This window comes from Vibrio sp. B1Z05, assembly GCF_052955985.1.
This window is the reverse complement of sequence record NZ_CP130463.1, coordinates 2,478,016-2,492,772: the sequence shown is the minus strand read 5'-3', so window position 1 is coordinate 2,492,772 and position 14,757 is coordinate 2,478,016. Positions and strand designations below refer to the sequence as shown.

The following is a 14,757-nucleotide window of genomic DNA, read 5'->3' as shown; positions in this document are numbered from 1 at the left end:
TTTTAAATAACAGCTTTCTAAATTTTAAAATTTTTCTCGATGACCATAGCATTGTGGACCCACCTGATTCCATGCCGAACTCAGAAGTGAAACATAATAGCGCCGATGGTAGTGTGGGGTTTCCCCATGTGAGAGTAGGACATTATCGGGATTTAATTACGTTTTTAGATTTTATATCTAGAGACAAAAACTGGATAAGGCATTTATAAGACCTTGTTTAGTAACAAATTGGTGCGGAGTGGTAGTTCAGTTGGTTAGAATACCGGCCTGTCACGCCGGGGGTCGCGGGTTCGAGTCCCGTCCACTCCGCCACTAATAAGAAGCCCTAGCAGAAATGCTAGGGCTTTTTTTCGTCTATAGTATTTCATTAACTCTTCTCTTTGATGGTATTCTTTAATCATATTTAAGAAATAAATGGTTATCTAAATCGATGAAAAAGTTATTTATATTAGTCGTCCTTTTATTTTCTATTTGTTCTTTAGTTGCCTTTGCTAGCTTGTTTGGCTTACTCACTTATAAAGACAAAGGCTATGACTGGCAGTGGCTTGGTTTTCCTCTTATAAATAGCGGTGTACAGATAGCCCGTACCAGTGACACTCATCAATTACTGTTGCGTAAAGTCTATTTATTTCCCTCCACAGAAGTCTCTGTGTATACCACTATGAATAATAAGTTGGTATTGCATCTCGCGCGCTTCCAAACCTGTTCTGACTCGAAACAAGGGCAATTACAACTTAACCAAAAGCCAGTTCAAACAGTTACGTTTAACTGCAAAGGTAGTAATGAGATGATCTTTAGTGTGGTAACTTCTCATTTGAACAGCGCGATCATTGATTTTGATGGGCAAAAATTAAGTATTGATTTTGCGGAGTGGAATATTGCTGATATTAAGAAAGATCAATTCAAACAACTACATTCGCAGTACTTTGAACAACTTGGGCAACCTTCTGAGTATCAGTGGTCACGTGATTAACTCTTAGATTGCATATTCGTACTCGACACCTTCTCTATATTGCAGTAGTCTAAATGTAGAAACGTATAGACGTCTAGATGCTTAGAGGAGTTAAGTTTTGCCTATTCGAGTTCCCGATCAATTACCTGCAACAGATATACTCAGAGGCGAAAGCATCTTTGTCATGTCAGAAACTCGCGCATCGACGCAAATGATTCGTCCATTGCGCGTACTGATCTTAAATCTGATGCCAAAGAAAATAGAGACTGAAACCCAATTTTTACGTCTACTATCGAATAGTCCGCTACAGGTTGATATTGAGTTACTTCGCATCGATAACAGACCGAGCAGAAACACTCCAACAGAGCATTTAGATAACTTCTATCGACAATTTGAAGCGGTTAAAGAGCGCAACTTCGATGGGCTTATCATTACAGGTGCGCCATTAGGTTTAGTTCAGTTTGAGGATGTATTCTACTGGGATCACCTCAAAACTATTATGTCTTGGGCAAAAGAGCACGTTACTTCAACCTTGTATGTGTGCTGGGCTGCACAAGCGGGATTAAAGCTACTTTATGACTTACCTAAAAGAACACGTAAAGAAAAGCTATCGGGCGTATACAGCCATGAGACGCACAATGCGTACCATCCGCTATTAAGAGGTTTTGATGATTGCTTCTTAGCGCCTCACTCTCGTTATGCTGACTTTTCATCTGATTATCTAGCAGAGAATACAGACTTAGACATTTTAGCCACCTCTAAAGAGGCCGGAGTCTATTTAGCCGCAACACAAGATAAGCGTAATGTATTTGTGACAGGACATCCTGAGTATGAGTCACACACCCTTCATACTGAGTATGTTCGAGACTGTGGTGAAGGCATGGATCCGCAAATCCCAGTAAACTACTATCCTGATGATGATCCGAGCAATGATCCACATGCTACATGGCGTAGTCACGGACATTTATTATTTAGCAATTGGCTAAATTACTGTGTTTACCAACAGACGCCTTATGATTTGGATAAGTTCTCAGAGAAGAACTTTACTATCGACGAATAGATATAGGTTTAGTTAAAAACAAAAAGGCATACCTTGTTAAGTATGCCTTTTGTGTATTTGGAGGGAAGGTTGTTATTTACTGTCGCTTTCTTCTGTAGCAGCTGGCTCTAAGCGTTTCGCCTTTTCGATCAATGGTGTGATTGTCATCCCTTGCACCAAAATAGAGAACATTACTACCGCATAGGTCATAACAATAATGACCTCTTTGACATCGATATTTTTCTCAGGGATTACCATAATCCCAGCGGGTATTGATAACGCCATTGCTAGTGCTAATCCGCCTCTTAGTCCACCCCACGTAAGAATTTTCACAGACATTGGATTGTAGTATCTAAATTGCTTAAAGCAGGCATATGACAGCTTAATGCTGATGTAGCGAACAATTAATACCAGTGGGATAGCCACGACCATCATCAGCCAGTCTTCTTTGTGAAACTCAAACAACAACATCGACATACCGATAAGCAGGAATAACACCCCATTTAAAAACTCATCAATCAACTCCCAAAAGTGGTCTAAATGACGATGGCTCTCTTCGGTAAAACCAGATTTTCGAGTCCAGTTACCAATTATGATCCCTGATACCACCATAGATAGTGGACCGGATACGCCCAATAGTTCAGCGAGTGCATATCCAGCGGAAGGAACGATTAGAGTCAATAGTAGTTCCATTGAATGATCGTCGGTTAAGCTGATGAGTTTATGGAATATAAGACCTAGAACAAAACCGTAAGCAATACCACCAATGGCTTCTTGTAGGAATAAAATTGAAACAGAGTTCAATGTAGGAGCATCGTTACCAAAGGCAATGCTATAAAGGGTAACAAATATGACTAAACCGAAGCCATCATTGAACAGTGACTCTCCCTCTATTTGCGTCGAAATACGCGTTGGGGCTTGTAACTTCTTTACGATAGCCAGTACCGCGATTGGATCGGTTGGCGAGATGAGTGCCCCAAATAACAAACAATAAATAATATCTAAATTAAAGCCGATTAAGGCAAAGATAGCGTGTAAAGAAAACCCAATTGCAAAAGTGGAAAACAAGGTGGCGGCTAACGCCAGAAACGAGATTTCCCATTTTTGATCTTTTAAATGGTTAAGTTGAATACCTAAACCGCCCGCAAAGAGCAGAAAGCCAAGGATTCCTTTTAACAAGAAGTCTTCGAAATTAATTGATGCGATAGTTTCTCGGGCTACATGGGATAACTTAAACCATCCCGCTTGACCTGCAATGATAAGCGCTAACGAAAGCAACATCGCACCTGCGGTGATAGCTATCGTAGTTTGCATCTTCCCTATTTTGCTGTTTATAAATGCGATAAATACCGCGCCGGCAGCTAAAAAAGATAGCGTATGGTAGGCGTCCATTCCTTTCTCCTATGTTTCGCAAGTCTCAATACTGTGAGACAAATTAATAGTGATATCAAATAAAACTACCTTTACTACTGCATCATAGCGTTAATATGCATGCTTTAGACGTCTAGGAATCTAATTTTTCTGTGATAGGATGATATTAATAAGTTAGTAATAGCACGTCTGAGCAGGATGCAATATGAGAGAACAGATCGAAGCGCAATTAAAGAAGCATATTCTTTTGATCGATGGTGGTATGGGCACCATGATCCAAAACCTGAAATTAGAAGAAGAAGACTATCGGGGCGCTCGTTTTGCCAATTGGCATTGTGATTTAAAAGGGAATAATGACTTACTTGTTCTGTCTCAACCACAGTTGATTAAACAGATCCACAGTGATTATCTAGAAGCCGGCGCGGATATTCTAGAAACGAACACCTTCAACTCGACCACCATTGCCATGGCAGACTACGATATGGAGGCGTTGAGTGAAGAAATTAACTATGTGGCGGCAAAACTGGCTCGTGAAGCTGCAGACGAATGGACGAAAAAGACGCCAAATCGACCTAGATATGTAGCGGGTGTTTTAGGCCCAACTAACCGAACTTGTTCTATCTCTCCAGATGTTAATGATCCAGGCTTTCGTAATGTGAGCTTTGATGAGTTGGTTATCGCTTATAAAGAATCTACTTTAGCGTTAATCAAAGGTGGCTCAGACCTTATTCTTATCGAAACTATCTTTGATACTCTCAACGCTAAAGCGTGTGCCTTTGCTGTTGAAACCGTATTTGATGAAATTGGCCAGACATTGCCAGTGATGATCTCCGGTACTATTACCGATGCCTCCGGACGTACCCTTTCAGGACAAACAACGGAAGCGTTTTATAACTCTCTGCGTCACGTAAATCCAATTTCTTTTGGTTTGAACTGTGCATTAGGCCCAGATGAGCTTCGCCCGTATGTGGAAGAGCTTTCTCGCATTTCAGAAACTTTTGTATCGGTTCACCCGAATGCCGGTTTACCGAATGCGTTTGGTGAATACGATCTTTCTGCTGAAGATATGGCAGAGCACATTCAAGAATGGGCTGATTCAGGATTTCTTAACCTTGTTGGTGGCTGTTGTGGTACTACGCCAGAGCACATTCGAGCTATGGCAGACGCAGTCGAAAAAGCGACTCCTCGCGCACTGCCTGATATCAAACCTGCTTGTCGCTTATCTGGTTTAGAACCGCTATCTATAGAAAAAGAATCACTGTTTATGAACGTTGGTGAACGAACCAACGTTACCGGTTCCGCTCGCTTCAAACGTCTAATAAGAGAAGAGCTTTATGAAGAAGCGTTAGATGTGGCTCGTCAGCAGGTAGAAAACGGCGCTCAGATCATCGATATCAATATGGATGAAGGGATGCTTGACGCTGAAGCCTGTATGGTTCGCTTCTTGAATCTTTGTGCGTCAGAACCTGAAATTTCTAAAGTGCCTATCATGGTCGATTCCTCGAAATGGGAGGTTATCGAAGCCGGTCTAAAATGTATTCAGGGTAAGGGGATTGTGAACTCAATCTCTATGAAGGAAGGCAAAGAAAAATTTGTCGCTCAAGCTAAGCTGATTCGCCGCTATGGCGCTGCGGTTATCGTGATGGCTTTCGATGAAGTAGGCCAAGCTGATACTCGCGAGCGTAAAGTCGAGATTTGTACCAATGCCTACAATATTTTGGTTGATGAAGTTGGCTTTCCTGCTGAAGACATTATTTTTGACCCCAATATCTTTGCGGTAGCAACCGGCATTGATGAGCACAATAACTATGCGGTCGACTTTATCGAAGCGGTTGCCGATATTAAGCGTACGCTTCCGCATGCGATGATTTCGGGAGGGGTGTCTAACGTTTCCTTCTCTTTCCGTGGTAACAACTACGTACGTGAAGCCATCCATGCAGTATTCCTATATCACTGTTTCAAGAACGGTATGGATATGGGGATCGTAAACGCAGGTCAGTTGGAGGTTTACGATAACGTTCCAGATAAACTGCGTGAAGCGGTAGAAGACGTTGTTCTTAACCGTCGTCCGGATGGCACTGAACGATTGCTTGATATTGCGGATGAATACCGTGAAAACGGTGTTGGACCTAAAGATGATGGTACGGCGCTAGAATGGCGTGGCTGGCCAGTTGAAAAACGCCTTGAGCATGCACTGGTTAAAGGCATCACTGAATTTATTATTGAAGATACAGAAGAGGCGCGACTTAAAGCAAGTAGACCACTGGAGGTGATTGAAGGCCCTCTAATGGATGGCATGAACGTCGTCGGTGACTTATTTGGTGAAGGTAAGATGTTCTTACCTCAGGTCGTAAAATCTGCTCGTGTAATGAAGCAAGCTGTCGGTCACTTAGAACCGTTTATCGATGCACTTAAAGAAGTCGGTCAAACCAACGGTAAAATACTATTAGCCACCGTTAAAGGTGATGTTCACGATATCGGTAAAAACATTGTTGGCGTAGTACTGCAGTGTAATAACTACGAGATCATCGACCTTGGGGTAATGGTGCCTTGTGATAAAATCTTGAAGGTCGCCAAGGAAGAAAACGTCGATATTATCGGTCTCTCTGGGCTTATCACGCCATCATTAGATGAGATGGTATACGTAGCCAAAGAGATGGAGCGCCAAGGGTTTAAACTGCCACTACTGATTGGTGGCGCAACCACCTCTAAAGCGCATACCGCGGTGAAGATTGAACAAAACTACTCTGAGCCAGTGGTATACGTAAACAACGCTTCTCGTGCGGTGGGTGTCTGTTCTGCATTATTGTCTGATCAGTTGAAACCTGCATTTATCGAAAAATTGGATTTGGATTACGAACGTGTTCGTGACCAACATGCGAGAAAGCGTCCCAAGACTGCGCCAACTACAATCGCAAAAGCTCGTGAAAATAAGGTTGATATTGATTGGTCGTCTTATGTTCCTCCTGAGCCTAAGCAATTAGAGCCTGTTATCCTTAAAGATATGAGCGTGTCGGTGTTACGTGAATATATCGACTGGACTCCTTTCTTTATGACTTGGACATTGATGGGTAAATACCCTGCCATTCTCGATCATGAAGAAGTAGGCGAAGAAGCTCGTCGTTTGTTTAAAGATGCCAATGATCTATTGGATAGAGTGGAGCGAGAAGGTCTGCTAAAAGCCAATGGTATCTGTCAATTATTCCCTGCCAATAGCGTGGGTGATGATATTGAAGTCTATACCGACGAGTCTCGTACTACAGTAGCTAAAACCTTGTGTCACCTTCGTCAGCAAACCAAAAAACCGAAAGGATTTAACTACTGTTTGAGTGACTATATTGCTCCGAAAGAGAGTGGAGTAAAAGACTGGGTAGGTGCGTTTGCGGTGACCGGTGGCATTGGTGAGCGTGAACTGGCGGATAACTATAAAGCTGCGGGTGATGATTATAATGCCATCATGATTCAAGCTGTGGCCGACCGTTTAGCTGAAGCATTTGCAGAATATCTACACCAAGAAGTGCGTACTAAAATTTGGGGATACAGCCCTGATGAGCAATTGAGTAACGATGATCTTATTCGTGAAAAGTATCAAGGTATTCGTCCTGCGCCGGGTTATCCTGCATGTCCTGAACATACAGAGAAAGGCCCTTTGTGGGATTTAATGCAGGTTGAAGAGCGTATTGGTATGTCGCTCACGACCAGTTACGCCATGTGGCCGGGAGCTTCTGTTTCAGGTTGGTATTTCTCTCATCCTGACAGTCGTTTCTTTGCGATTGCACAGATCCAAGAAGATCAAGCTAAAGACTATGCCGAGCGTAAAGGTTGGGAGTGGTTAGAGGCTGAGAAGTGGTTAGGTCCAAACCTGAACAACTAGCAAGTAAACAACAAAAATGGGGCTAAATAGCCCCATTTTTTATAGTTCGTTATCCACTTAACTAGCTTTCAAGCATTAGCCTTCAAACAGCTCTCTATGTAAGTGCTGCACTGCGTTACGTGCATAAGACTCATGCAGCAAGAAACACAGGTTATGGCAACTTGCGCCGTAACAGATCATACGTAGATTGTAATCTTCTAGTGTACCAAAAATTTGCTTCGCCGCACCTTTGGCTTGTCCCATCTCGTTACCAATAAGCGCCACAAGACTCAGGTTATGTTCAACCACCACAGAACAGAGTTTTTCCAGTTCTTGTTGAGCCGCTGGTGGCAGTTTAGGTGAGCCACCTTGAGTGTTGGTATGATCGAGAGTCAGTGACACACTGATCTCTGAAGTGGTAATCAGATCAACCGAGACTTTATGTTGCGCCAGTATGGTAAATACTTTGGCTAAGAAGCCACTGGCTTGGAACATATTTAGGCTTTTTAAAGTGATCATGGTTTGATTACCACGCAGTGTCACCGCTCTAAATAGTGGTGCGCTTTCGACTTCTTGCTTAACCCAAGTTCCGCCTAGTTGAGGCTCTTTTGAAGAACCAACGAACACAGGAATTTTGTGTCTTAACGCCGGTACTAGAGTGGATGGGTGTAAGATCTTGGCACCAAAATTGGCCATTTCTGATGCTTCAGCAAAACTGATTTCTTTAATTGGATGCGCTTGCGGCGCAATACGTGGGTCAGTGGTATAAATGCCCGGTACGTCAGTCCAAATTTCCAGTCCAGAGGCTGAAATAGCTTCAGCAATAAGAGCAGCACTATAGTCACTGCCGCCACGACCTAGAGTCGTGGTTTTATTATTAAGGTCTGAACCAATAAAGCCTTGAGTCACGACAATCGACTCTTTGCAAAGTGGCGCTAGGTGCGTTTGTACGGCAATACTAATTTCATCCAGTAGAGGTTCAGCATTACCAAATACCGATGTGGTTTTCATTACCGTACGGATATCAAAGCGTTGCGCATTGTGGCCTTTTTCGCACATTAACTGACACAGGATATGCGTCGACATTAGCTCGCCACAAGAGACCAATTGGTCAGTGAGTTGTTCGCTCGGTTCACTCACCGCTCTTTCAGCACACTGAGAAATCTTGGTCAGTATTTCATTGATTTCATTGTTGATTTTTTCTGGGTGTTTTAACTGATTGATAATCGAGAAGTGAATATCAACTAACGTTTGTAGAAGTTGTTCGCGTTTGGTTTGTTCTGTAACACCATTCGCAAGCTCAACTAAAATATTGGTTACGCCAGAGCAGGCGCTGATGACAACCAGTTTAGTTTGAGGGTTGTTTTCTACAATAGTCACACATCGGCTCATCGCCTCGAAGTTTGCCACACTGGTGCCACCAAATTTAGCAACGTTAATTGCGCTCACTGTATCTCTCCATTAGTCCTTTAGAATGTGCAAATACCCATACTGAGTTAACAGTATGAGATTCAAATGCGTTTTATTAATCACACATTTGATAATAAGAGCTTGCCCTGAGGTATTTATCTCTTCTCTTCATTGAACTGGTTTGTATAAATTATGTCAATATCTTAATCCCGATCTTGGCTTTTTTACCTACCGCATACTTCTGAGCTTTGCTTATTGACGACGATTTTTTATGCAATAAGCTATTTATTCTTATTTAAAATTAAGGCTTTACTATGCGCAGCTTCAATCCTCCTAAACGAACTCTACTTGGTCCTGGTCCTTCAGATATTTACCCTCAAGTATTACAAGCATTGTCACGTCCAACTATTGGACATTTAGATCCTTTGTTTATCGGCATGATGGATGAGCTTAAATCGCTACTAAAATATGCTTTCCAGACCGAGAATGAATTTACCATCGCGATTTCAGCGCCGGGCAGTGCAGGGATGGAAGCGTGTTTTGTAAACCTTATTGAACCGGGAGAGAAGGTGATTGTTTGCCGCAATGGTGTGTTTGGCGAACGAATGCGACAAAATGTAGAGCGTTGTGGTGGTATTGCAGTTGTGGTGGACGATGAATGGGGCGCACCGGTATCAGCGACTAAATTGGCCAGTGCTGTTGCTGAACATCCTGACGCGGTAGCGGTTGCGTTTGTGCACGCCGAAACATCAACCGGTGCTCTAAGTGACGCGCAAGCATTGTCAAAAATAGCAAAAGAGCAAGATATGCTGGTGATTGTTGATGCCGTCACTTCACTAGGCGGCGTGCCGCTATTGGTTGATGAATGGCAGTTGGATGCGGTGTATTCGGGTAGCCAAAAATGCTTATCTTGTACTCCGGGATTGTCTCCTTTGACCTTTTCAGAGAAAGCACTAGCAAAAATTGAATCGAGAACTCACTCGGTACAAAGCTGGTTCTTAGATCAAAGCTTAGTGCTTGGGTATTGGAGCGGCGCAGGTAAACGTGCTTACCATCATACAGCGCCAGTTAATAGCTTGTATGCGCTGCACGAATCCTTATTGCTATTAAAAGAGGAAGGGTTGCAGCAGGCGTGGCAACGTCATGCCGATGCTCATCAAATATTGAAACAAGGGTTATCTGAGCTGGGTATTCAATTTGTAGTGGATGAGCAATATCGATTGCCACAATTAAATGCGATTTATATTCCTGAAGGGGTCGATGATGGCGCTGTGCGTCAACGCCTATTAAATGAGTACAATCTGGAAATTGGCGCGGGGCTGGGAGATTTAGCAGGAAAAGCATGGCGCATCGGTTTGATGGGCTATGGCGCCCGCAAGGAAAATGTCGCACTTTGCTTGCAGGCACTTAAAGAGGTGTTGTAACTAAGAGAGCTAAACCACCAGTGAGGGATTACTCGTCGCTGGTGGTAGGTTGCGCCTTACTGACTTTAATTCTCTGTAACGATACAGTGCTAAAGTCCACTTTAGGGAATAAAAACTCCGCTTCACTACGAATTGCATTCGCCATCTGCTGTTGGTCTAGAGCTAAATACGCCAGTATTAAGTTTTTGTATAGCGCAGGGCGTGGCTTGTCTTTTATAAACGGGAGTGACCAATCAACGTAGGTTTGAATATGCTGTTTTTGATTGGTGGTAATACCGATGTTTAACAAGGTGCTGTTAATATCCCATTCGTAACGATCTTTCCATGCAATTGGATTTGTTACTCTGTCTAAGATATCTGGGTTTTTAGGCTTAGAATGTTCAAATTGAGTTAGAACATAATTGGTCTGTAGCGCTGTCACCATGTAGACGCAGGTTAATATAGGTAATATCAAACTGGCACTGCGTAGAAACATTTTACTTATGCGGCCAAAGCTTTGTGGACGATAACGTGCGGTGCGTTGATCGACCCAATACAGCAGAATAATAAATGATACCCAATGGATAGCAGAGTGATAGAAGGGGTATTCTAATTGTGTGTGTAGCACTATCGGTATGAAGAGTGCCAAGATGCCAACACGAGTACCCTGCCTGACCATATACAAGCGGTATAGCACAAATCCCATCGCCAGAAATATTCCGATTAAAGGTAATATGCCTCCTTCAATTCCCCACATTAGTAGCTCGTTGTGTGGATGATCCATTGAAGGTAAACCGGCAGGGTAGTCAGGATTTATTTGGTGCTGTCTTGCGGTATAGACAATATAAGCCGATTCAAATTTTCCGTAGCCATAACCTGAAATAGGGCGTTCGATAATCATATCGATCCCCTGAGGGAAGGTATAAGCACGTGCACTTTCTAAGTCGGCTTTTTGGCTGATTAATGACTGACTGCTCCCCGTGAAGGTCAAGCCGACGCCAATAGCGAGTCCAATCAAAACTGCTGCAGACCAAATGATGGCTCGTGAGCGCAGGGCAAAGCGATACAGATAAGGCGAGACCATAGCAACCGCAATGATGGCACCTAGCCAACCGGTTCTAGAAGCCAATACCACTAATAAAGGGATTGTAAGTAGCGGAATGGCATACAAAAAGGAGATTTTTTGTCGCCACTTTAAGTATTTGTCGTGAGGCTGTCTTGCGAGTAAGTATCCAGAAAGCACCAGTCCTGTGGCTAAGAAGCTAGCCATGACATTAGGTTGCTGAAAGATGCCATAAGGACGATTTCTAAGTGTGTCGTAACCAAATGGATTACCCGGTGACAGTAATTTGTATTGTACCCAACCAAATAGCGCTTCAATGGCGACCGAAAATAAAATAAACCACAGCAGTCGCTGCTTTTCTTCATTACTAAATCGAAATTGCTGAAAAGATAGGAACAGAAAAAAGCCGGCCCATAATCCCATTAACCTTGGCAGTACAATCTCAACATTGGCATTGGGTAATAGTACGGGCAAGGTCATCAACAAACAGCTGATAAACAGAGCCACGGTCATTTTTGAGTATTTGATGGCGCGATTATTGGCGGTTTGATACATGGCAATACCAAGTGCAATACTCAAAAATGCCCATACTGGAGGATTAAAAGAGAGTGCTAAACCTGCTCCCCCAGGGTTGGGGGAGAAGAAGTGGGTCGCGATGAGGAAGACAATCCCCATAAACAGCAGAAAACGCCTGTTAAACGGTACTTTAGGAGTCTTTTTTTCAAGTAATGTACCTGTAGTTAACAGGGTTGCCATTGGTTGCGTCCTTTGTTGTTATTTAAGCATAGGCTTTAAAAAGTGAGCGGTATGCGAGCCTTTGACTTTTGCTACTTGCTCTGGTGTACCGGTTGCGACAATTTCGCCACCACCTTGCCCCCCTTCAGGGCCAAGATCGACAATCCAGTCTGCGGTTTTTACCACATCAAGGTTGTGCTCGATAACTACTACTGTATTACCGTGATCGCGCAGGCGATGTAAAACAGTAAGTAACTGTTGTATATCATGAAAGTGCAATCCAGTGGTAGGTTCATCCAGAATATACAAGGTTTTTCCGGTATCACGCTTAGATAATTCTCGGGCTAGTTTCACACGCTGCGCTTCACCGCCTGATAGCGTCGTTGCCGCTTGTCCTAAACGAATATACGAAAGCCCCACATCAATTAAAGTTTTTAGCTTTCTGGCGATGACAGGTACAGGTTCAAAGAAAGCATGCGCATCTTCCACCGTCATATTCAGCACTTCATCAATGGACTTACCTTTGTATTTAACTTCTAGGGTTTCACGATTGTAGCGTTTGCCTTTACAAGAGTCACAAGGTACATAAACGTCTGGTAGGAAGTGCATTTCAACTTTGATTACACCATCGCCTTGGCACGCTTCACAGCGGCCACCTCGTACATTAAAGCTAAATCTACCTGGTTTATAACCGCGAGAACGAGACTCTTGAGTGCCGGCAAATAACTCACGAATTGGCGTGAAGATTCCGGTGTAAGTGGCAGGGTTTGATCTTGGGGTGCGACCGATAGGGCTTTGGTCAATATCGATCACTTTATCAAAATGCTGTAAGCCATCTACTGTGTCGTAAGCACTTGGATTGCTGGTGGTTGCGCCGTTGAGTTCTCTATGTGCAATTTTAAAGAAGGTGTCATTAATTAAGGTTGATTTACCCGAACCTGATACCCCAGTGACACAAGTAAACAATCCACAAGGAATAGTCAGATCAACAGTTTTTAAATTGTTACCTGACGCGCCTTTTAGCACGATCAATTTCTCTTTATCGACAGGAGTTCGCTTTTTCGGAATCGCGATTTCTTTGGTGCCGTTTAGGTATTGTCCGGTCAGTGAATCAGGGTTGTTGATGATATCGTCATAAGTCCCTTCTGCAACGACATGTCCGCCATGTACGCCGGCACCGGGGCCTATATCAATAATATGGTCGGCAGTTCGAATGGCATCTTCGTCATGTTCTACCACAAGAACGGTATTTCCAAGATCTCGCAAATGGGTAAGGGTGCCAAGTAAGCGCTCATTGTCTCTTTGGTGCAGGCCAATGGAAGGTTCATCCAATACATACATTACACCGACTAAACCTGCGCCAATTTGGCTGGCCAAACGGATACGCTGCGCTTCACCACCAGATAGGGTTTCAGCACTGCGAGAAAGGTTGAGATAGTTAAGGCCAACATTAACCAGAAAGCTTAAGCGATCGTTGATCTCTTTCATGATCTTATCGGCTATTTGCGCTTTTTGCCCTTCGAGATTCATGTTTTTAAAGAAGTCTAATGCTTCGCTAATGCTCATCTCAACAATGCTAGGCAATGGCGTATCGTCTACAAATACGTTACGCGCCTCTTGTCGTAATCGAGTGCCATCACAACTGGTGCAAGAACGAGTCGAGATATATTTGGCGAGATCTTCACGCACAGAATTGGATTCAGTATCGTGATAGCGACGTTCTAGTGTATTAAGAATACCTTCAAATGGATGCGTCTTAACTCGAATATCACCACGATCATTGATGTATTTAAATTCGATCTCGGTACGCCCCGAGCCTTTTAATATGATCTCTCTGATCTTCTTCGGCAGAGATTTAAAAGGTGCATACAAGTCAAAATCATAGTGCTCAGCCAGTGCGCCTAGCATTTGGAAATAATAATAGTTCTTTTGATCCCAGCCTTTGATTGCTCCCTCGGCAATGCTTAGATTGCCATCTAAAACCACTCGGCTTTCATCAAAATATTGCTGCACCCCAAGCCCGTCACAAGTATGACAAGCCCCTGCAGGGTTGTTGAAAGAGAACAGTCTTGGTTCTAATTCCTGCATGCTATAACCACAGCGTGGACAAGCAAAGTTGGCAGAGAAGATGATCTCTTCTTGGTCGCCTTTATCCATCGAGGCGACGACGGCGATCCCGCCAGAGAGCTCTAAAGTGGTCTCAAAGGATTCAGCAAGGCGCTGCTGGAGATCGCTACGCACCTTGAAGCGATCGACGACAACTTCAATGGTGTGTTTTTTATGTAATTCTAACGTCGGTGGATCGGAAAGATCGCAAATATCACCATCAATACGCGCACGAATAAAGCCTTGTGAAGCGAGATTCTGGAAGGTTTTAACGTGTTCCCCTTTGCGCTCTTTAACTATCGGAGCCAGCAACATCATTTTTGAGCCTTCTGGCAACTCAAGCACTTTGTCGACCATTTGAGTAATGGTTTGCGCGGATAGAGGCTCTTTATGCTCAGGACAACGAGGTTCGCCAACACGGGCATACAATAAACGAAGGTAATCATACACTTCGGTAATTGTACCCACTGTTGAACGGGGGTTATGAGAGGTTGATTTTTGTTCTATTGAAATAGCAGGTGACAGACCTTCAATATGGTCAACATCTGGCTTTTCCATCAAAGATAAAAATTGGCGGGCATAGGCTGATAGAGACTCAACATAGCGACGCTGACCCTCGGCATATAAAGTATCAAAAGCCAACGACGACTTACCAGAACCGGATAGGCCAGTAATAACCGTCAGTTTATCTCTTGGAATAGTGAGGTTGATGTTTTTAAGGTTGTGAGTTCTAGCACCACGAACGTCGATAGTATCCATCTAATCCTGCTCAATTACATAATCATCTGCCAAGTATTACATAGCTTTAAACGACTGCAAATAAAT

General features: G+C 43.3%; 8 protein-coding genes, 1 tRNA gene and 1 rRNA gene. 6 read left to right on the top strand and 4 right to left on the bottom strand.

Annotation, left to right across the window (positions count from 1 at the left end):
- The first annotated feature begins 35 nt into the window (after nt 1-35).
- From rrf to metA, 4 genes are all read left to right on the top strand, one after another.
- Nucleotides 36-151 (top strand): 5S ribosomal RNA (rrf, locus tag QV280_RS11340).
- Nucleotides 152-235: 84 nt separating this feature from the next.
- Nucleotides 236-312, top strand: a tRNA-Asp gene (locus QV280_RS11335).
- Between the two features lie 118 nt (nt 313-430).
- On the top strand, nt 431-973 hold the full coding sequence (locus tag QV280_RS11330) for a hypothetical protein (RefSeq protein WP_152822835.1): 543 nt from the start codon (nt 431-433) through the stop codon (nt 971-973).
- A gap of 97 nt (nt 974-1,070) precedes the next feature.
- On the top strand, nt 1,071-2,012 hold the full coding sequence (gene metA / locus QV280_RS11325) for a homoserine O-acetyltransferase MetA (RefSeq protein WP_023405571.1): 942 nt from the start codon (nt 1,071-1,073) through the stop codon (nt 2,010-2,012).
- Nucleotides 2,013-2,084: 72 nt separating this feature from the next.
- Here the strand turns inward: metA and QV280_RS11320 are convergent, their stop codons facing one another.
- The gene (locus QV280_RS11320) at nt 2,085-3,383 is read right to left on the bottom strand and encodes a cation:proton antiporter (protein ID WP_023405572.1); all 1,299 of its coding nucleotides are present in this window, start codon (nt 3,381-3,383) and stop codon (nt 2,085-2,087) included.
- 184 nt (nt 3,384-3,567) lie between these two features.
- On the opposite strand from QV280_RS11320, the gene metH reads away from it, so the two are divergent.
- Nucleotides 3,568-7,236 carry a methionine synthase gene (gene metH / locus QV280_RS11315; RefSeq protein ID WP_152822837.1) on the top strand — a complete coding sequence of 1,223 codons (3,669 nt, stop codon included), beginning with the start codon at nt 3,568-3,570 and terminating at the stop codon, nt 7,234-7,236.
- 75 nt (nt 7,237-7,311) lie between these two features.
- On the opposite strand, the gene lysC is transcribed toward metH, so the two are convergent.
- Entirely contained in the window at nt 7,312-8,664 is a 1,353-nt protein-coding gene (gene lysC / locus QV280_RS11310) for a lysine-sensitive aspartokinase 3 (RefSeq protein WP_023405574.1), read from the bottom strand.
- A gap of 275 nt (nt 8,665-8,939) precedes the next feature.
- Between lysC and QV280_RS11305 the strand changes: the two genes are divergently transcribed.
- Nucleotides 8,940-10,049, top strand: coding sequence for a pyridoxal-phosphate-dependent aminotransferase family protein (locus tag QV280_RS11305; protein WP_152822839.1), 1,110 nt, complete (start codon nt 8,940-8,942; stop codon nt 10,047-10,049).
- Between the two features lie 28 nt (nt 10,050-10,077).
- On the opposite strand, the gene QV280_RS11300 is transcribed toward QV280_RS11305, so the two are convergent.
- Both QV280_RS11300 and uvrA read right to left on the bottom strand, forming a co-directional pair.
- The gene (locus tag QV280_RS11300; protein ID WP_152822841.1) at nt 10,078-11,847 is read right to left on the bottom strand and encodes a PglL family O-oligosaccharyltransferase; all 1,770 of its coding nucleotides are present in this window, start codon (nt 11,845-11,847) and stop codon (nt 10,078-10,080) included.
- Between the two features lie 18 nt (nt 11,848-11,865).
- Nucleotides 11,866-14,691, bottom strand: a complete 2,826-nt coding sequence (gene uvrA / locus QV280_RS11295) for an excinuclease ABC subunit UvrA (protein ID WP_152822843.1) — start codon at nt 14,689-14,691, stop codon at nt 11,866-11,868.
- Nucleotides 14,692-14,757 lie beyond the last annotated feature (66 nt).